20 protein-coding genes are annotated in these 18489 nt (G+C 59.3%); 14 read left to right on the top strand and 6 right to left on the bottom strand.

Annotation, left to right across the window (positions count from 1 at the left end; genetic code table 11):
* The first annotated feature begins 133 nt into the window (after positions 1 to 133).
* From rpsF to hemH, 14 genes are all read left to right on the top strand, one after another.
* Complete coding sequence (gene rpsF, locus L861_RS10190) at positions 134 to 520, top strand: 30S ribosomal protein S6 (protein WP_016415882.1); 387 nt, start codon at positions 134 to 136, stop codon at positions 518 to 520.
* Between the two features lie 24 nt (positions 521 to 544).
* Positions 545 to 772: a 30S ribosomal protein S18 gene (rpsR, locus tag L861_RS10185; RefSeq protein WP_016415881.1), complete on the top strand. Its 228-nt coding sequence runs from the start codon at positions 545 to 547 to the stop codon at positions 770 to 772.
* Positions 773 to 784: 12 nt separating this feature from the next.
* Positions 785 to 1636, top strand: a complete 852-nt coding sequence (locus tag L861_RS10180; protein ID WP_016415880.1) for a hypothetical protein — start codon at positions 785 to 787, stop codon at positions 1634 to 1636.
* 15 nt (positions 1637 to 1651) lie between these two features.
* Positions 1652 to 2098 (top strand): 50S ribosomal protein L9, encoded by a 447-nt coding sequence (rplI, locus tag L861_RS10175; protein WP_016415879.1) that lies wholly within the window; start codon positions 1652 to 1654, stop codon positions 2096 to 2098.
* Positions 2099 to 2239: 141 nt separating this feature from the next.
* Positions 2240 to 3016, top strand: coding sequence for a FadR/GntR family transcriptional regulator (locus L861_RS10170; RefSeq protein WP_016415878.1), 777 nt, complete (start codon positions 2240 to 2242; stop codon positions 3014 to 3016).
* Positions 3013 to 4161 carry a galactonate dehydratase gene (gene dgoD, locus L861_RS10165; protein ID WP_016415877.1) on the top strand — a complete coding sequence of 383 codons (1149 nt, stop codon included), beginning with the start codon at positions 3013 to 3015 and terminating at the stop codon, positions 4159 to 4161. The genes L861_RS10170 and dgoD overlap by 4 nt, the downstream gene beginning before the upstream one ends.
* A gap of 11 nt (positions 4162 to 4172) precedes the next feature.
* Positions 4173 to 5138, top strand: a complete 966-nt coding sequence (locus tag L861_RS10160) for a 2-dehydro-3-deoxygalactonokinase (protein ID WP_016415876.1) — start codon at positions 4173 to 4175, stop codon at positions 5136 to 5138.
* 12 nt (positions 5139 to 5150) lie between these two features.
* A complete protein-coding gene (locus L861_RS10155) occupies positions 5151 to 5762 on the top strand; it encodes a 2-dehydro-3-deoxy-6-phosphogalactonate aldolase (RefSeq protein ID WP_016415875.1) in 612 nt (203 codons plus the stop codon).
* Positions 5759 to 6637: an SMP-30/gluconolactonase/LRE family protein gene (locus tag L861_RS10150; RefSeq protein WP_016415874.1), complete on the top strand. Its 879-nt coding sequence runs from the start codon at positions 5759 to 5761 to the stop codon at positions 6635 to 6637. Before L861_RS10155 ends, L861_RS10150 begins: the two co-directional genes overlap by 4 nt.
* 242 nt (positions 6638 to 6879) lie before the next feature.
* On the top strand, positions 6880 to 8373 hold the full coding sequence (locus tag L861_RS10145; RefSeq protein ID WP_016415873.1) for a carbohydrate porin: 1494 nt from the start codon (positions 6880 to 6882) through the stop codon (positions 8371 to 8373).
* A 198-nt stretch (positions 8374 to 8571) separates the two neighbouring features.
* Entirely contained in the window at positions 8572 to 9960 is a 1389-nt protein-coding gene (dnaB, locus tag L861_RS10140; protein WP_016415872.1) for a replicative DNA helicase, read from the top strand.
* Between the two features lie 240 nt (positions 9961 to 10200).
* The gene (locus L861_RS10135; protein WP_016415871.1) at positions 10201 to 10488 is read left to right on the top strand and encodes a hypothetical protein; all 288 of its coding nucleotides are present in this window, start codon (positions 10201 to 10203) and stop codon (positions 10486 to 10488) included.
* A gap of 211 nt (positions 10489 to 10699) precedes the next feature.
* Positions 10700 to 11002 (top strand): DUF6482 family protein, encoded by a 303-nt coding sequence (locus L861_RS10130; RefSeq protein ID WP_016415870.1) that lies wholly within the window; start codon positions 10700 to 10702, stop codon positions 11000 to 11002.
* Between the two features lie 272 nt (positions 11003 to 11274).
* The gene (gene hemH, locus L861_RS10125) at positions 11275 to 12264 is read left to right on the top strand and encodes a ferrochelatase (RefSeq protein WP_016415869.1); all 990 of its coding nucleotides are present in this window, start codon (positions 11275 to 11277) and stop codon (positions 12262 to 12264) included.
* 159 nt (positions 12265 to 12423) lie between these two features.
* Here hemH and L861_RS10120 read toward each other — a convergent pair whose 3' ends face one another.
* The 6 genes from L861_RS10120 to L861_RS10095 are packed head-to-tail and all read right to left on the bottom strand — an operon-like array spanning position 12424 to position 18364.
* The gene (locus L861_RS10120; RefSeq protein ID WP_016415868.1) at positions 12424 to 12816 is read right to left on the bottom strand and encodes a Na+/H+ antiporter subunit G; all 393 of its coding nucleotides are present in this window, start codon (positions 12814 to 12816) and stop codon (positions 12424 to 12426) included.
* 20 nt (positions 12817 to 12836) lie between these two features.
* Entirely contained in the window at positions 12837 to 13106 is a 270-nt protein-coding gene (locus tag L861_RS10115; RefSeq protein ID WP_016415867.1) for a K+/H+ antiporter subunit F, read from the bottom strand.
* A complete protein-coding gene (locus L861_RS10110; RefSeq protein WP_016415866.1) occupies positions 13100 to 13597 on the bottom strand; it encodes a Na+/H+ antiporter subunit E in 498 nt (165 codons plus the stop codon). Before L861_RS10110 ends, L861_RS10115 begins: the two co-directional genes overlap by 7 nt.
* A complete protein-coding gene (locus tag L861_RS10105; protein WP_016415865.1) occupies positions 13594 to 15111 on the bottom strand; it encodes a monovalent cation/H+ antiporter subunit D in 1518 nt (505 codons plus the stop codon). Before L861_RS10105 ends, L861_RS10110 begins: the two co-directional genes overlap by 4 nt.
* A complete protein-coding gene (locus tag L861_RS10100; protein WP_016415864.1) occupies positions 15108 to 15455 on the bottom strand; it encodes a Na+/H+ antiporter subunit C in 348 nt (115 codons plus the stop codon). The genes L861_RS10105 and L861_RS10100 overlap by 4 nt, the downstream gene beginning before the upstream one ends.
* The gene (locus L861_RS10095) at positions 15455 to 18364 is read right to left on the bottom strand and encodes a monovalent cation/H+ antiporter subunit A (protein ID WP_016415863.1); all 2910 of its coding nucleotides are present in this window, start codon (positions 18362 to 18364) and stop codon (positions 15455 to 15457) included. The genes L861_RS10100 and L861_RS10095 overlap by 1 nt, the downstream gene beginning before the upstream one ends.
* Between the last annotated feature and the right edge of the window lie 125 nt (positions 18365 to 18489).

The following is an 18489-nucleotide window of genomic DNA, read 5'->3' as shown; positions in this document are numbered from 1 at the left end:
GCTAAGGCGATCACTACAATGACGCGGCCCATCGGCGTGCTTGGATGGGCAATTCATCCGAAAATCAGCTCCTTGCTTCCCTGGCGTCGTTCACACGGCCCCGCTGGAAGCTGCCAAACCGTAAGGAGAACCCATGCGTCACTACGAAATCGTGTTCATGGTCCACCCGGACCAGAGCGAACAGGTTCCGGCGATGGTCGAGCGTTACACCAGCCTCGTCACTGAGAGCGGCGGTAGCGTGCATCGTCTGGAAGATTGGGGTCGCCGCCATCTGGCCTACCCGATCAACAAGATCCACAAGGCCCACTACGTGCTGATGAACGTTGAATGCAGCGGCGAGACGCTCGACGAAATCGAGAACATCTTCCGTTTCAACGATGCCATCATCCGTAGCCTGGTCGTGCGCTGCAAGGAAGCCATCACCGAAGCTTCTCCGATGATGAAGCCGGCGGAAGAGAAGCGCCCGCGTCGTGAAGACAAGCCCCGCGAGCGCAGCCCTGAAATCGCCGAAGCCGAATAACGCACGTCCAGAGGAGATTCATCAATGGCACGTTTTTTCCGTCGCCGTAAGTTCTGCCGTTTCACCGCTGAAGGCGTGAAGCAGATCGATTACAAGGATATCGATACGCTCAAGGCCTACATCACCGAGACTGGCAAAATCGTTCCGAGCCGTATCACCGGTACCCGGGCCCGTTACCAGCGCCAACTGTCAACCGCTATCAAGCGGGCGCGTTACCTGGCGCTGCTGCCGTACACCGATAGCCACCAGTAAGCCTGGCTCGTGATGCTCCCGATCGCCCGCTGGCTGATGCGTGGCACCCCCTATGCAACGGGGGCGGCGGTGCTTGCGGCTGTGGTTCCCTGGCTGTTCTGGCTGAGTGCCGCCATTGCCGCGCTGGTAACGCTGCGTCGTGGGTTGGCTCCGGCGATACCGGTGATCCTTGGCGCCGCCCTGCCTTCCGGTTGGTGGTGGGTACAAGGCGACGCCATTCCACTGGCCACGGTGTTGCTGGTGACCTTGATGGCAGTGGTGCTGCGTTCGCGGATGAGCTGGAGCGAAGCGCTGATTGTAGGAGCCTTGGTAGCTGCCGGCATGGTGCATCTAGGTGTATTCCTCCCGCCGGGTGGAGCCGGTCCCCTGCTCGAGCAGGTGCGACAGAGTTCTCCGGAAGTCGATCGCATGCTCCAGGAGCTTGCTGGTCAAGGGGTTGCCGCTGAGCAACTGGCGGCGCTGCTGATCGGAGGAATCACCGGGCTGATCGTGCTATTGGCCTCAGTGGTTTGCCTGGCCCTGGCGCGAAGCTGGCAAGCGGGACTCTACAACCCCGGTGGCTTTCGCGAGGAGTTTCATGCGCTACGCCTGGCGCCCAAGGAACTCTCCATCCTGGTGGTCCTGGGTGTGGTTGGGATGGTGCTGGGGCTCCCGGCACTGGCCATGCTGGCCTGGGTGCCACTGCTGGTGGCGGGCATCGCGCTGGTACATGGTGTTATTGGTCTCAAGGGGATGAACGGGCTCTGGCTGGTGGCCTTTTATGTATTGCTGGTGACCACCTGGCCCATGATTCTGATTGTGCTGTTGCTGGCCTTCATGGATACGCTAGCGAATTTCCGCGCGCGGTTGGCCCGCAGCAACTGACAAGAGGTTAACGAGATGGAAGTCATTCTGCTCGACAAGATTGGCAAGCTGGGCGGCCTGGGTGACAAGGTCACCGTCAAGCCCGGTTATGGCCGCAACTACCTGGTGCCTTACGGTTTGGCCGTACCGGCAACCAAAGAAAACGTGGAAGCCTTCGAAGCCCAGCGTGCTGAGCTCGAAGCTCAGGCTGCCGATCGTAAGGCCGAAGCTGAAGCACGTGCCGCTCAGCTCGCCGAGATCGAGCTGTCATTGGTCGCCAAGGCCGGTGACGAGGGCAAGCTGTTTGGTTCGATTGGCCCGCGTGACCTGGCTGAAGCCATCGCTCAGGCCGGTATCGATATCGCCAAGAGCGAAGTGCGTATGCCGGAAGGTCCGATTCGCCAGACCGGTGAATACGACATCGCACTCCAGCTGCATGCTGAAGTCAGCGCGAGCGTTCGCGTGGTGGTCGTGGCTGAGTAAGCCGTGATCGTCATTTGACGCAACGAAGGGCGCAAGGAGTCTGACTCCTTGCGCTTTTTTTGGCTTGCTTAAATGTCTGACATTTTCTAGTATTTATCTGACAAATGTATTTATGCTTGATTCATGAAGAGATTGGATGTCATGCCTCTGTCTTCCATGTTTACCTTGTCGCCTGATGCTGATGCCAGAGAATTGGCCACAGTGCTGGCACGGGGCATTCTCTCAGGGCAATGGAGGCCTGGTGATGGATTCCCCCGTGAACTGGACTTGTGCCGACATTTCGATGCCAGCCGCAATCTGGTGCGCAATGCCCTGGCTAGTCTGACCAGTGCCGGCTTGATCGAGCGCAGTGCCGGCCGTGGCTCCTGGGTCCGCGAGATCGGTGATTGGCACCTGCTCGACCCTCAGATGAGTGTCTGGATGACAGGGCTCGAGGCGCCGCACCCGCAATTGATGCGCGAGATATTTGCCTTCCGGCTGTCGGCTGAGCCGCATGTGGCTGAGCTTGCCGCATTGGCTGCCGATGCCGAGGATCTGGCGCGCCTGGAGCGTGCCTTGCATGGCATGCGCGATAGTGCGGGGGACCCTTCACGCAGCAACGAGCACGCCGAACACGACGTGGCCTTTCATGCTGCCATCTACCGTGCCAGCCACAATCTTGTGTGGCGCCAGATGGGGCATTTGCTTCGCCCCTCGATCATTGCCTTGATTCAACACTCACAGCATCAGGCGAATGCCCTGGAAGATAGTCTCGAACGCCATCGACGGGTGATGGAGGCGATACGCCTGCGCCAGCCTCGAACGGCTCGCCTGGCGGCAGCGCAGGTGCTCGAGCGCACGGCTATCGATTTAGGTCTGGCATCGGATGCTACCGAGATGTCTTCCTCAATTCCTCAACCACAAGGACCCAGCCTATGAAAATCACTCGTCTCAGGACCTGGCAAATCCCACCACGCTGGCTGTTTCTCAAGATCGAAACCGACGAGGGCTGTTACGGCTGGGGGGAGCCGGTTATCGAAGGGCGCGCTGCGACCGTGGAGGCCGCCGTGCATGAATTAGCCGACTATCTGGTCGGTCAGGACCCGCATCGTATCGAGCATTTGTGGAATACCCTCTACCGTGCCGGCTTCTACCGTGGTGGACCGATCCTGATGTCGGCCATTGCCGGGATCGACCAGGCGTTGTGGGATCTCAAGGGGCGTGACCTCGGGGTGCCCGTCCATCAACTGCTGGGTGGCGCGGTACGCGACAAGATGCGTATGTATGCCTGGACGGGTGGCGACCGCCCCAGCGACGTGGGTGCTGGGGCCAAGGCGCTGGTCGACCAGGGCTTCACCGCCTTCAAGATGAATGGTACTCCGGAGCTGGCGATCGTCGATTCGCACCAGAAAATCGATGATGCCGTGGCGCGTGTAGCCGAGGCTCGCGAAGCAGTGGGGCCGGATGTGGGGATCGGTATCGACTTTCATGGCCGCGTGCATCGACCCATGGCCAAGGCTTTGCTGCGTGAATTGGAACCGTTTCATCCCATGTTCGTCGAGGAGCCGGTGGCACCGGAACACTTACCGTGTCTGACGCAGATCGCTGGTGGACTTGGCTATCCCATCGCTACGGGGGAGCGACTGCACACCCGCTTCGAATTCCGTGACTTGCTGCGTGACGGCATGGTTGACGTGGTGCAACCGGACCTGTCGCATTGTGGTGGTATCAGCGAGGGACTGAAGATTGCCGCCCTGGCATCGGCCCACGATGTGGCTCTCGCCCCGCACTGCCCGCTTGGCCCTCTGACCCTGGCTGCCTCGCTGCAACTGGATGCGGTGTGCCATAACGCTTTCATCCAGGAACAGAGCATGGGCATCCACTACAACCAGGATAACGATGTGCTCGACTATCTTGTCGACAAGAGCGCGCTCAGGATCGAGGACGGCTTCTGTGCCATTCCCCAGGGGCCAGGGTTGGGGGTCGAGATCGATGAAAGCTTCGTCGAGGAGCGAGCCAAGGTGGGGCATCGTTGGCGCAATCCGGTGTGGACCCACGAAGACGGCTCGATCGCCGAATGGTGAGGGAGACAAGTATGACCACTCATAAGCGCCTGGCGTGGATCGCCGTGGACTGGGGCTCGAGCAATCTACGCGTCTGGACCATGAGCGATGCCGATGAGGTACTGGCTCATCGTGGCACGGAGCGGGGCATGCTGGGTCTGACCTCGACGCAATATGAGGCGGCCCTGCTGGATGTCGTGGGCGATTGGCTAATGAGTGATGGTCAAGTGGATGTGATCGTCTGCGGCATGGCCGGGGCTCGACAGGGCTGGCGGGAAGCGCCCTATCTGGCGGTTCCTGCTCGACTGGAGGCCTTGGCCGAAGGAGCGGTTGCGCCGCCGGTTCAGGACCCGCGTTTGCGAGTTCGCCTGTTGCCGGGCCTCTGCCAGCGTTACGACGAAACGGGGCGCGAATTCGACGTAATGCGTGGTGAAGAGACCCAACTCGCTGGCTTGGTAGCCCATGAGCCGGAATTCACGGGTCGGGTCTGTCTGCCTGGCACCCATGCCAAGTGGGCGCGTCTCGTCACAGGAGAGCTGCAGGATTTCCAAACCTTCATGACGGGTGAACTCTACCGCCTGTTGGCCCACCAGTCGGTACTGTCGCATTCGCTGCGTGAGGACGACCTTGCGGATACTGCATGTCGAGAGGCTTTTGTGACCGCGGTACGCGACGTCAGCATTAAGCCGGCACGTGTTACCCAGTGGTTGTTCGGCATTAGAGCCGGCGATTTACTTGACGAACGGCTGCCGGCTGGAGAGGTCCGTGGAGCGTGCCTGGCGGCACGCCTTTCCGGGCTGATGATCGGTCTCGAACTGGCGGGTGCCCTCGATGGGGTGGACGAGAATGAGCGAGTGTGTCTGATCGGCGCCAAGTCGTTGTGTCACCGATATGCCCTGGCGCTGGAAACCTTGGGCCACCCCAGCCGAGTCATCGACAGCGAACGGGCGGTGCTGGCTGGCCTCGCGCTGGCCAGAGGTACCCTCAACCGTAATTGAATGGAGTCTCGGATGTCTCTTCCCCTGATTGGTATTTTGCGTGGTATCACCCCGGACGAGGTCGTCGACGTTGGTGAGGCACTGCTCGAAGCCGGCATCGAACGTATTGAGGTGCCCCTCAACTCGCCTGAACCGCTGGAAAGCATTCGTCGCTTGAGCGAAGCGCTTGGCGAACGCGCGCTGATTGGTGCTGGCACCGTGCTGTACGTTTCCCAAGTGCGTGAAGTGCACGCTGCTGGGGGGCGGTTGATCGTCTCGCCCAACTGCCGACCCACTGTGATCGAAGAGAGCCGGCGCCTGGACATGGTGTCACTGCCGGGGATCGTCACTCCCTCCGAGGCTTTCGATGCTCTGGACGCTGGTGCCAGTGGGCTCAAGCTATTTCCTGCGATACAGGTCGGCATTGAAGGCATGAAAGCGGTGCGTGCCGTGCTGCCTTCGGGTACTGAACTTTACGCCGTCGGTGGTATCGATACCGGTAACTTCACCGAGTGGCGAGCCGCGGGTGTGGATGGCGCCGGGCTTGGCAGCGCACTTTACAAGCCTGGGCGCAGTGCCGCGGAAGTCGGCGCCAAGGCCCGTAAACTGGTAGCCGCTTGGCAGAGTGCTGGAGAGAAGGCATGAAGCGACACGAAGCAAGTCAGGCCCTGGCTTGTGGCTGTGAGTTAGGAGAGGGACCCCAATGGCACGCCGATAGCGGCCGGCTCTATTGGTGTGACATTCTGGCCGGGCGGTTGCATTGGTTGACTCCAGCTAGCGGCGATAATGGCCACCTGGATTTCGGTCACTATATTTCCCTGGCAGCGCCGCTGGAAGGAGGCGACTTGTTGATCGTCGGCGAGAACTCTCTGGAACGGTTCGATCCGTTCCGTGGCTCACGCACGCATTTGATGGACTTCGAAGCCGACAATCCTGTCACTCGCTCCAACGATGGGCGTGTCGACCGACATGGGAGCCTGTGGCTCTCCAGTATGGGCAAGGCCGCCGAAGCGGGTGCCGGTAGTCTGTATCGCCTGCATCGTGGGGAACTGGTCAAACTGCGTGACGGCCTTACCATTCCCAATGCCATCTGCTTTTCACCTCTTGGCGAGCGTGCCTATTTCGCCGATACCGCGCGAGATATCGTCTACTGTTGGGCTCTGGACCATGAGGGGTGGCCGCTCGGTGAACCGATTCCTTGGCTTGACTGTACCCAATGGGGAGGCAGCCCCGATGGCGCGGTAATCGACCGCGACGGTGCCATGTGGCTAGCGCTATGGGGGGCTGGCAAGGTGGTGCGCCTGACACCGGATGCCCGCGTGGTCGCTGAAATTCACTTACCCACCTCGCAACCTTCCTGCCCCGCCTTCGGTGGTGAACGCCTCGATCGGCTGTACATTACCACCGCGCGAGAGGGGATGGATGCTGCCCGGCGTCAGGGCGATCGCATGGCTGGTAACTTGTTTGAAGCCGTGCTGGCGACGCCGGGCTTGGCTGAGATGCCATTACGTCTCAAATGAGTTGTGCTTATATCTAATAATTAGACATTGGTAGTAATATTACGGTTTTCTTTTTGCGATCACGTCCTTAAACGATTAAGTTTCTGTTGACGTCGAGTCGCCAAGTCGCGATTCCACCACGTCGGATGCCGGAGAGATGAAGGCGAGGAACCCTATTGGGACTATCGTTCGACTTTTGTCTTAAACGATTAAGTTCCATTCCTTACTTTCCCATGAAAACAACCATAAAAGGATTCGCTTCAATGAATGCAGCTATGCTCAGAACCCCACTCGCTGCCGCCATTGCGGCTGCCAGCCTGGCAGTGAGTGGTATTGCCGCCGCCGATACTGCCAGTCTAGAGCAGCGTCTCGCCGACCTGGAAGCACGGGTCGCTGCTGCCGAGCAACGCGCCGAGGACGCCGAACTGCGGGCAGCGCGGGCTGAACAGCAGGCTGAGTCACGCCTTAGCGATGCAGAGGTCGAGGAGCGTTTGGCCAAGGTCGAGCGTCAGGCCAGCGGTGAGGAGGGCTTTTCCTTCAATGCTTATGCCCGCTCCGGCCTGTTGATCGGTGAAGACGGCAAGAGTGCCGAGGGCGGTCCCTATGTGACCCCTGCAGGGGGGCTGGGCGGTGCCGTGGGCCGCCTGGGCAATGAACCCGATACCTATGCCGAGGCCATTCTCAACTACAAGACCCAATACGAGAACGGTGCCAAGGCCCAGTACACCACCATGCTGGCCGACGGCACCACCACCAGCAACGACTGGAATGACGACTCCAATATCAACGTGCGCCAGGTCTATGCCGAGTTCAGCAATCTGCCTAGCTTCACCGGAGCTTTCGAGAACGCCTCGATCTGGGCCGGCAAGCGTTTCGACCGCGACAATTTCGATATCCATTGGCTCGATAGTGACTTCGTGTTCCTGGCCGGTACCGGCGGGGGTATCTACGACATGCAGTTTGCCGACAGTTGGAAGTCTAACTTCTCGCTCTATGGTCGTAGCTTCAGCGACTTCCCCGTCAGCCGGGAAAATCCCGGCGATTCGGGTGACACCGACAACCTGATCCTCACTTCCAACAACTACTTCGGTAACTGGCAGTGGATGATCAATGGCATGTCCGCGGCCGACAATGACGAGCGAGTGTTGGATAGTGGTGACGAGGCTGCGGACACCGGCGTGCATACCATGGTGGCTTATCATGGCGACAGCTTCTTCGGCATCAGCGAGGGCAATTTCAAGGTTGCCTTGCTGCACGGACAAGGGTTGGGCGCCGAGACCAAGGGTATTGGCAGTGACGGTAACCTTACCGAGGACGCTAACTCCACACGTCTTGGCCTGTATGGTACCACCTACTTTGCGCCGCGCTGGCGCATTGCCCCGGCGATCCTGGCCGAAACCAGCAAGGACCGCTACGCCGAAGACGACGAATATCGCTGGTTCACTTTCAATACTCGCCTCGCCAATGAGATCACCCAGAATTTCGAGATGCAGTACGAGGCCAGCTACCAATACATGGATCTCGATCAGGGGGCGGGTGGTAACGCGGCCAAAGGCGATTACACCAAGCTGACCATCGCGCCGACCTTCAAGCCCCAGATAGGTGGCTTCTGGCAACGTCCGGAAGTCCGCTTGTTCGCCTCCTGGAGCGACTGGGACGAGGAACTCAACGACTTCAGCGACAGCGATGCCTTCGGTAGCGAGGAATTCACTGGCGGTCAGTGGAGCTTCGGGGTGCAGATGGAGACCTGGTTCTAATTCAAATTCGGACCATACTAAGAGTAACGGTGTCCCGGCTGTGTCGCGACGGTCGGGGATACTGAGCACACCGTTTCGATCTTTTCCCCGTGGGCATCGCTGCCCACGGGGATTTTCATGTTGGCTCGGCATAGGGTGCAGCGGGCTGATGGGGTAGAATGGGCCCGCTTCCCGTTTTGTCGAAGGTCCCAGGCCGCCATGAACGAATCCGTCGAGCTCGATCAGGAAACTGCCGCACTGAAAGTGCCGCCGCATTCTCTGGAGGCCGAGCAGTCAGTGCTCGGTGGGCTGATGCTCGATAACCAGGCCTGGGACACCGTCTCCGAGCGCCTGACACCCGGCGATTTCTATCGCTACGAGCATCGCCTGGTCTTCAATGTCATGCAGTCACTGGCTGAAGGCAGCCATCCCCTGGATGTGGTGACGCTCTCCGAGGCCCTGGAAAATCGCGATCAACTCGATACGGTGGGAGGGCTGGCCTATCTAGCTGAACTGGCGCGTAACACCCCTTCGGCGAGCAATATCCGCGCCTATGCCGATATCGTTCGCGAACGGGCTACGCTGCGCAAGCTGATCCAGGCGGCCAATCAAGTGGCCGAGAGCGCGTTCAGTCCCCAGGGACGCCCTGCTGACGAGTTGGTCAACGAGGCCGAGCGGCTGGTGTTCCAGATCAGTGAGGAACGCCCCAAGACCGGCGGGCCCGTCGGTATGAGCGAGCTGCTTGCCAAGGCAGTGGACCGTATCGATGAACTGTTCAACATGCAGGGCGAGATGACCGGGCTTTCCACCGGCTTCCGCGATCTGGACGACATGACGTCGGGCTTGCAGCCCTCGGATCTGGTGATCATTGCCGGACGCCCGTCGATGGGTAAGACCACATTCGCCATGAACGTGGTCGAGCATGCGGTGATTTCGAGCGACAAACCGGTGATGGTGTTCTCGATGGAAATGCCCGCCGAGGCGCTGATGCTGCGTATGCTCTCTTCGTTAGGACGTATCGACCAGACTCGTGTGCGTACCGGCCAACTCGAGGATGAGGATTGGCCGCGGTTGACCTCGGCGGTCAATTTGCTCAAGGACAAGCAGTTGTTCATTGACGACACCGCCGCGCTGTCACCCAACGAAATGCGCTCGCGAGTGCGTCGTGTCGTTCGTGAGCACGGCAACATGGGCCTGATCATGATCGACTATCTGCAGCTCATGCAGATACCGGGTTTCTCAGAGAACCGTACCGGGGAGATCTCCGAGATTTCTCGCTCGCTCAAGGGTCTGGCCAAGGAGTTCGGTTGTCCGGTCGTCGCCTTGTCGCAGCTCAACCGTTCCTTGGAGCAACGTCCCAACAAACGCCCGGTCATGTCGGACCTGCGGGAGTCGGGGGCTATCGAGCAGGATGCCGACCTTATTGCCTTCGTCTATCGCGACGAGGTCTATAATCCCGATAACCCCGACAATCAGGGCCTGGCCGAACTGATCATCGGTAAGCAGCGTAACGGGCCGATCGGTACCGTACATATGGCGTTCATTGGCAAGTACACGCGCTTCGAGGACTTGGCCCCGGATAGCTACGGTCAGCACTTTGGCGAGTGAGCGGCCTCGACGGGGTTGCCTGATTGTACGAGCTTGAGCCTGATCGTACGGGGCTTATAATGCCGCCCCCAGAGGGTGATTACAAAAGTGACGAGCGATGGCCAGGCAAGGCGAAATCAGCCGAAAAAAGCGGAGTTTACGGGCTTGTAAATGAGCATTTTGAGGTTGATTTCAACACAGCATGGTCAAGCGCAGTAGTTTGTAAACACCCTCTCAACACCAGTATCGAAAGGAGAGGATATGGCAGGCGGATTCCGACGCGGCAAGCGCACTCCCAAGCTGGAGGCTAGAGGGGAGCTGCAGGAAGTCGAGCGCGAAGGCCCATTCAAGGAATGGCTCGGCATGCCGGACCTTTATCGCTATCGGCTGGTGGTCGACGGCGAAACGTACAGCTATCAGACCGAAGAAGCCGAGATCCCGGTGCAGGTCGGTGATCGGGTGGTGTTCCGGTATCGGGAAACCAAGGCCGGTAAATGGGTTGACCGCAATTCCCTGGGCAAGGCTATCGACCCCTCCAGCTACCAGTAGGCAGTAAGAGAGAAACGGACGAATACTGGCAGGGAAGTGTTGTCTACGCTCTGTGCGGTGAGTCGTTTCGAGATGACGGCAATTGGCATCTTGCGGAACCATCGATGGATGGAAACTGTCACAAAACCTAAATCATTGTGACTTTGCATCGTCACAGGGCACAGCCAGGCTGTGCCCTAGTCATATCGACAGGAGTATCCGGGAGGACGCCATGGAACTTCATGAATTCAAGGCCTTTGTCAGTGAAGACGATAACTTCGAGATTCGTGTGATCACACATGCCGGCAGCCGCTGTTACCAGATCGAGCTGGAAGATGAAACTGGTGGTCGACATATGCTGACCCAGCGCGGCAAGCCAATGCTGTTTCGTACGCTCGATGATATCTATCTCGAACTCAAACGCAGCGGCATCAATCGTGCCTATTTGGTGCAGCATGATGCTCACGACGAAATGATCGGTCGTGAAGCGCACTACCACGCTCCCCTGACGTCGCGGATGCCATTGGTATTCTGACCCACTGGTATTCAGAGCATTGCCACTTGGTGCCGCTGATCACTCTTTCCCATTTCTCAAACCGCTCTATTCTTGCCCCGGCATTCATGTCCTGACTCCCGTCACGGCATCCTTGCCGGCAGGGGGTTAGCCCCACCATCATGACGATGATCCTGGGATCAATACGTCTTTCCAATAGTTCTACAAATAGTGGCAATAGTATCACTTCATTCCTTGGGCCAGGGTCTGGGCTGTTACAATGCGTCCGTCTCTGATTGCGCAAGGAATCTTCCATGCCCCCCCCCCGTTTTGGTGTTCTACTGGTCAACCTGGGCACCCCCGAGGCACCGACCGCGGAAGCCGTGCGCCGTTACCTTGGCGAGTTCCTGTGGGACAAGCGAGTCGTGGACGCTCCCCGGCCATTGTGGTGGCTGATCCTGCATGGGGTGATCCTGCGTCTGCGCCCGGGGCGGGTGGCCAAGGGCTATCAGGCAGTGTGGACGGATGAAGGCTCACCGTTGCTGGCAATCGGGCGACGTCAGCAGTGTGCCCTGGCTGCGGCATTGGAGCACCATTATGGTGAAGCAATCCCGGTGGAATTGGCCATGACCTATGGCAGCCCCTCGCTTCGTGAGAGTGGGCTGCGCCTGCGCGATGCCGGCGTGGAACGCATTCTGGTACTGCCGCTTTATCCGCAATTCTCGCGTTCGACTACCGCGGCAGTCTTTGATGGGCTAGCCCGGGCCTTGGCGTCTTGTCCGCACTTGCCGGAACTGCGCTTCGTGCGCGACTACCACGATCATCCTGCTTACATTGGGGCACTTGCTACGAGCATTCGTCAGCATTGGGAGGCCAATGGCGGTGAGCAGGGCAAGCTGATGCTCTCCTATCACGGAATTCCCAAGCGTTACGCCGAGCAAGGCGACCCCTATCCGCGTCATTGCGAAACCACTAGTCGATTGGTGGCTGAGACCTTGGGGCTTGCCGATGACGATTGGTTGATGAGTTACCAGTCACGTTTCGGTCGCGAGGAGTGGCTCAAGCCTTATACCGACGAGACGCTCAAGGCCTGGGGGCGAGAAGGGGTCGAGCATGTCGATATCATCAGCCCCGCCTTTGCCGCTGACTGCCTCGAGACCCTGGAGGAGCTCGAAGTGGAAAATCGCGATAATTTCCTTGGTGCCGGTGGCAAGACCTACCGCTACATCCCCGCTCTCAATGACCGTGCCGAACATATCGATATGTTGGTCCAACTCGTCGAGCAACATGCCAAGGGCTGGTAAGGGGTACAGCGTGAATGGTCCAATGGCTACGGGCTCGGGCTCGGGCTCGGGCTCGGGCTCGGGCTCGGGCTCGGGCTCGGGCTACGGTTTGCCTTTGAACAGTTCCAAACAGGTTACACTTCCCACTTCCCACTTCCCACTTCCCACTTCCCACTTCCCTCAGCCGTGGCCCTTGTCGGGGTGTGGCACGGGCTTCTCGCCGACTTCTTCCTCGTATAACTCCAGCGGCTTGCCACGCGTCTTGTCGACATGCATGAGCTGCATATGCAGCCCGGTCTTGGCCAGCAGGTGCGCCGAGACTGGTGCGGTGATGAACAGGAACAGCGTGATCAACATCTCCTGGATATCGGGTTTGCCTTCGGTGACCCAGAAGTACAGCATCGAGGCGATCAGCATGCAGCCAATCCCCAGGGTGGTGGCCTTGGTAGGCCCATGCAGGCGCATGTAGAAATCGCGCAGGTGTGCCATGCCCAGCGAGCCGATGAAGGTAAAGGCGCCGCCGGCAATCAGGAAAAAGGCGATCACGCCTTCCAGAATCACGTAATGGGTCATATCGTATTCCTTGCCTCGGCTTATTCGATGATGTCGCCGCGCAGCAGATATTTGCACACCGCCACAGTGCTGATGAAACCCAGCATGGCAATCAGCAGTGCTGCCTCGAAATAGACCTTGGTATTGAGCCATAGTCCCAGCAATACAATCAGAGCGATGGAATTGACGTACATGGTGTCCAGCGCCAGCAGGCGATCGGGCATGTCCGGGCCCACGGTGAGGCGATAGACGTTCAGGGTCAGAGCCATCAGGATCAGCGCCAGGCTGATCCACAGCGCCATATCTAACATTCGTAGATCTCCTTGAGGGGCTGCTCGTAGCGCTCGCGAATTTCCTCGATCAAGGCATTCTCATCGTCCATATCCAGGACGTGTATCAGCAGGGTACGCCCATCCATACGTAGGTTGGCCGACACCGTGCCGGGCGTCAGGCTGATGGTATTGGCCAACAGGGTGATGGGGAAACTGTGTTCCAGCGTCAGTGGATACTCGATGAAGGCCGGGCGGGTGCGCCGCCAGGGATTGATGATGATCCAAGAAACCTGGAGGTTGGCGATGATGATGTCGATTAATACTCGCAGCACGAAGCGCAGCAGCAGCCAGGGTTTCCTGACCATTGGCTGGTCATCCCAGAAGCGTCGGGTCACCAATGGGATGGCGATACCCAGGACGGCCCCGAGCAGGACATGACCGAAGGCCATGCTTCGTACCAGCAGCAGCCATACGATCAATAGCAAGAGCGACAACAGGGGGGTGGGTAGCCAAGCGCGCGGTGTGATCATGAGTCACCTCCAGCAGCGGTTTCAGGCAGCAGCGCCTGGATATGCGGGGCGGGGCTGGACAATTGCTCGGCCGTGGCTTGGGTGTAACTACTCACCGGACCGGCGAGTATCATCAGCAACGGTGAGGCGCCCAGCAACCACGACACGCCGAATAGTTGACGTCGTGCCAAAGAAACACGGTTGGGGTCGCCTTCGTGGCTACGCCAGAATAGTGTCGAGCCGGCACGCGATAGGGCAACCAATGAACACAAGCCTACCCCCAGCAAAATGGGCCATAGCCAAATCTGTTGGTCGGGTGATGCAGATTTGAGTAGCAATGCCTTGCCCAGTGCGCCGGATAGCGGTGGCAGCCCGGCCACCGCGATGGCGCCAATGAAGAACAGCGCCGCTAACAGCCCTCCGTTTTGCAGAGGGCGTCCCTTGACCAGGCGTGTGTTGGCCTTGCCGCGTTGCAAGCCGATCAAGTCGGCGAGCAAGAACAAGCCACCGGTCACCAGAGTGGTATGGACGAGATAGAAAAGCAGCGCGCTGGTGGCTTGTGGTGAACGCATGCCGATACCTGCCAGCAGGGTACCCACTGACACCAGCACCAGATAAGCGACCAGCAAGCGCAGATCGCGTGCCGCCAATACGCCGATGGCGGCGACTACCAGCGTCGCTAGTGACATCCACCATACCCAAGGCTGCTCCAAGGCTGCCAGTGCCCCGGCATGGTCACCGAACACCAGGTGATAGACCCGCAGAATGGCATAGATTCCCACCTTGGTCATGATGGCAAATAGCGCCGCCACCGGTGCCGGTGCTGCGGCATAGGCGCGTGGCAGCCAGAAATAGAGTGGTAGGATGGCGGCCTTGAGACCGAACACCACCAGCAGCAACAAGGCGCCAGCACTGACCAGGCCGATGCGTTCGGGATCGAGTGCGGTAAGGCGTACGGCCATATCGGTCATGTTGAGGGTGCCGGTGGCACCGTAAAGCACACCGACGGCAATCAGAAATAGTGCCGAGCCGGCCAGGTTGAGCACCACGTAATGCAGGCCGGCCTGAATACGTGCCTTGCCGCCGCCGTGCATCAGCAGGGCGTAGGAAGCCAGCAGTAGTACCTCGAAGAACACGAACAGGTTGAACAGGTCGCCAGTGAGAAAGGCACCGTTGATGCCCATCAGTTGCAACTGGAAGAGGCCGTGGAAGTTGCTGCCTTGCTCATCGTCACCAGCGCAGGCGAACACCACGCACCCCAGTGCCAGTATCGCGGTAAGCAATATCATCAGTGCCGAAAGGCGGTCGAGCACCATGACAATGCCGAAAGGAGGCTGCCAGTCGCCTAAGGCGTAATAGCTCACTTCGCCGCTCGATGCCTTGATCACCAAGGCGATGGCGACTGCCAGCAGTGCTGTGGTGGCGCCAACGCCAATCACACGCTTGTGGTGGGTGGCGCCGTGTCGGCTGCGCAACAGAATGATACCGACCACCAGTGGTAGCACGATGGGCAAAATGATCAGGTGCTGCATCATCGACGGTCCTCCCGAGACTCTTCGAGCTTTCCTCCGTCGACATGGTCGTTGCCCAGGTCGCCGCGCGCACGCATCGCCAGGATGACCGCAAAAGCCGTCATGGCGAAGCCGATAACGATGGCAGTAAGCACCAAGGCTTGGGGCAGAGGGTCGGCATATTCGTTGGGGCCGTCGATGATGACCGCTCCGTCAGTGGTCAGTCCGCCCATGGAAAACAGGAAGAGGTTGACCGCATAAGACAGCAGCGTCAGGCCGACGACCACCGGAAAGGTGCGTCCTCGCAGGGTCAGAAACAGGCCGCAGGCAGTCAGGATACCGGTGGTAATGGCATAAAGGCTTTCCATCAGACTTTCTCCTTGCTAGGACGCTGGGGTGCCTTGTCATCGGTGATTGCCGGTGCATCCTTGTCAACAGGGGGTGACGCTTCCGTGCCGGGAGGTAGCAGTGTTTCCTTGCGGGAGATGCCGGGTGTCTCCTTGGTTGGGCGATGTGGTGTGGTCAGCTTGCCCAGGTTAGCCAGGATCATCAGGGTTGCTCCCACTACCGCCAGATAGACGCCCAAGTCGAATAGCATGGCGGTGGCCAGTTCGATATCGCCGATCAGCGGGATATGAAAGTGCCCGAAGGCCGAGGTCAGGAAGGGGCGGCCGAACAGCCAACTCCCTAGACCCGTCAGGGTGGCGATGGCCACCCCGCCAATGGCCACTGGCTGATACGGGAAATCGAGCCGTGCTTGGGTCCAGTCCACACCGCGTGCCATATATACCAGAATCAATGCCACTGCCGTAATCAATCCAGCGATGAAGCCTCCACCCGGCAGGTTGTGGCCGCGCAAGAAGATGAAGGCGGCGACCAGTAGCGCCAAGGGCAGCAGCGCCTGGGACACGATGGTGAGGATCATCGGATAGCGGTCCGGCGACCATAGCCGACCTTCACCGTCACTATGAGGCATGAACAGGCGCAGACGATTCAACAGCTTGAAAATCGCCAGGCCGGCTAGTGCCAACACAGTGATCTCACCCAAGGTATCGAAGCCACGGAAGTCGACCAGAATCACGTTGACTACATTGTGGCCGCCCCCACCAGGGACACTGTTGGCGATGAAGAAGCCGGCGATGCTATCGATTTCGCGAGTCAATACCGCGTAATTGAGACTCGCCACCACCATACCCAGCGTACCGGCTAGAGCCAGATCGCGGATAGTGCGGCCTGCCGAGGATTCCTGAGGCGTCTTCTGTGGCAGGAAGAACAGCGCCAGCATCAGCAGGATCATGGTCACCACTTCCACCGATAACTGTGTCAGCGCCAGATCAGGGGCGGAGAAACGGGCGAAGGTCAGCGATACCACCAGTCCTACCACCGATAGCATCAACAGCGAGATCAGGCGGTAACGGTGCGTGACAACGGTACCTATGGCACCAAAGATCATCAGCGCAGCTCCAAACAGCAGCATGCTGTCAAGCGATTGGGTGGCCTTGCTGCCGGCGAGTTCGGGGAGTTGTACCACCCCCAGCGCGGCCAATAGCAGCGCCGCCGACAGTAGCAGGCTCATATAGCGTTGCAGCGAGCCATTCTCCAACTGCCGGGTCAGTGTCTGGGTGCTGGCCACCAGGCGCTGGATACAGCCCTCGAACACCCGTCGGGAATCCACTGAGGTGAACTGACGAGCGAAGCGTCTTACATGCTGGTGCAGTCCGTAGGTAGCAACACCGATGACCAACGCGGCGAGGCTCATTGCCAGCGGTAGATTGAGGCCATGCCAGATGGCCAGATGGAAGTCGAGTGGTTCGTGCAACACGGCACGAGTGGCCAGATCGAGTATCCCGGTAGCTAGGACGGCGGGGAATAGTCCCACAACGACGCACAAGGTGGCCAGGAACTCTACTGGCGCGCGCATCAGGCGTGGTGGCTCATGGGGAGATTTGGGCGGAGCCTCCTTGGCGGGCTTGAAGAAGACGCTATGCACCAGGCGCAGGGAGTAGGCCACCGACAGGATACCCCCGAGAGTTGCCAAAACGGGCAACAGCCAGCCCAGGCCGCCCAGCAGCGCGGTATTCAGGGTCTCGGTGAAGAACATCTCCTTGGACAGGAAACCGTTGAGCAACGGTACCCCAGCCATGGATGCCGCCGTGATACTGGTCAGCAAGGCGGTAATCGGCATGGCCCGGCGTAATCCGCCTAGCTTGCCGAGTTCACGGGCGCCGGTTTCATGGTCGATGATTCCGGCACTCATGAACAACGCCCCTTTGAAGGTGGCGTGATTGAGAATATGAAACAGCGCGGCAAGGATCGCCATGGGACTGCCGATACCCAACAGTGCCGTGATCAGCCCAAGGTGGCTGACGGTGGAGAAGGCCAGGATAGCTTTGAGGTCGGTCTTGAGCAGGGCGAACCAGGCGCCATACAGAAAGGTGGCCATCCCGGTCAGGGTCACTAGCCATCCCCATAGTTCACTGTCGCCGAGTGCTGGATGCAGGCGTGCCATCAGGAAAATGCCGGCCTTGACCATGGTGGCCGAGTGAAGGTAAGCGGAAACCGGTGTTGGTGCTGCCATGGCATGAGGCAGCCAGAACTGGAATGGGAACTGCGCTGACTTGGTGAAGGCACCGAGCAGCACCAGCACCAGCATGATGGGGTAGCGTGGGTCAGCGAGGATGACATCGGCGCTAGATAGCACCACGCCCAGATCGAAACTGCCGACCATATCGCCTAGCAGTAGAAAGCCTGCCAATAGCGCTAGCCCGCCGGCCCCTGTCACCGTCATGGCCATACGGGCACCCTTGCGGGCGTCCGTCCAGTGGGACCAGTAGCCAATCAGCAGAAAGGACGACAAGCTGGTCAGTTCCCAGAATAGCCACAGCAACAGCAGGTTATCGGCCATCACGATGCCGAGCATCGACAGCATGAACAGTATCAAGTAGGTATAGAAACGGCCGTAGGGTTCCTTTGCTGCAAGATAGAAATGAGCATAAAAAATGATCAGCAAGCCGATACCGAGAATCAATATGGCGAACAGCAGTGACAGTCCGTCAAGACGAAAGGCCAGGTCGAGCCCCAGGCTGGGGAGCCAGGGAAGGGCAATGCGGGGGAGCTCTCCGTCGAGCAGTGCGGGCACCTGGCTCAGAGTGAGGAGCAGGGCCATGGCGGGTAGCGTTGCTGTGGCTAACGTGCAGAAGCCACGTCCGCGTCTTGTGGTGAACGCGGGGATCAGCACGCCTAGCAGGGTCAGCAAGGGAATCCATAGCAATGTCATCGATCGATCGTCCTGCGAGGGTCCATGAAAATAGGGGGTGATACCCGTTATCACGCGCCAGAGCAAGGGGCCGTTCAGGCCTTGAGCAACCCTGGCATCGCTCCATTTGGGGCCATCGACGCCGC

Origin of the sequence: Litchfieldella anticariensis FP35 = DSM 16096, from assembly GCF_000409775.1 — a bacterium.
Classification (GTDB): domain Bacteria; phylum Pseudomonadota; class Gammaproteobacteria; order Pseudomonadales; family Halomonadaceae; genus Litchfieldella; species Litchfieldella anticariensis.
Note: the sequence above shows the minus strand (reverse complement) of the source record. Positions and strands in the feature narration are given on the sequence as shown.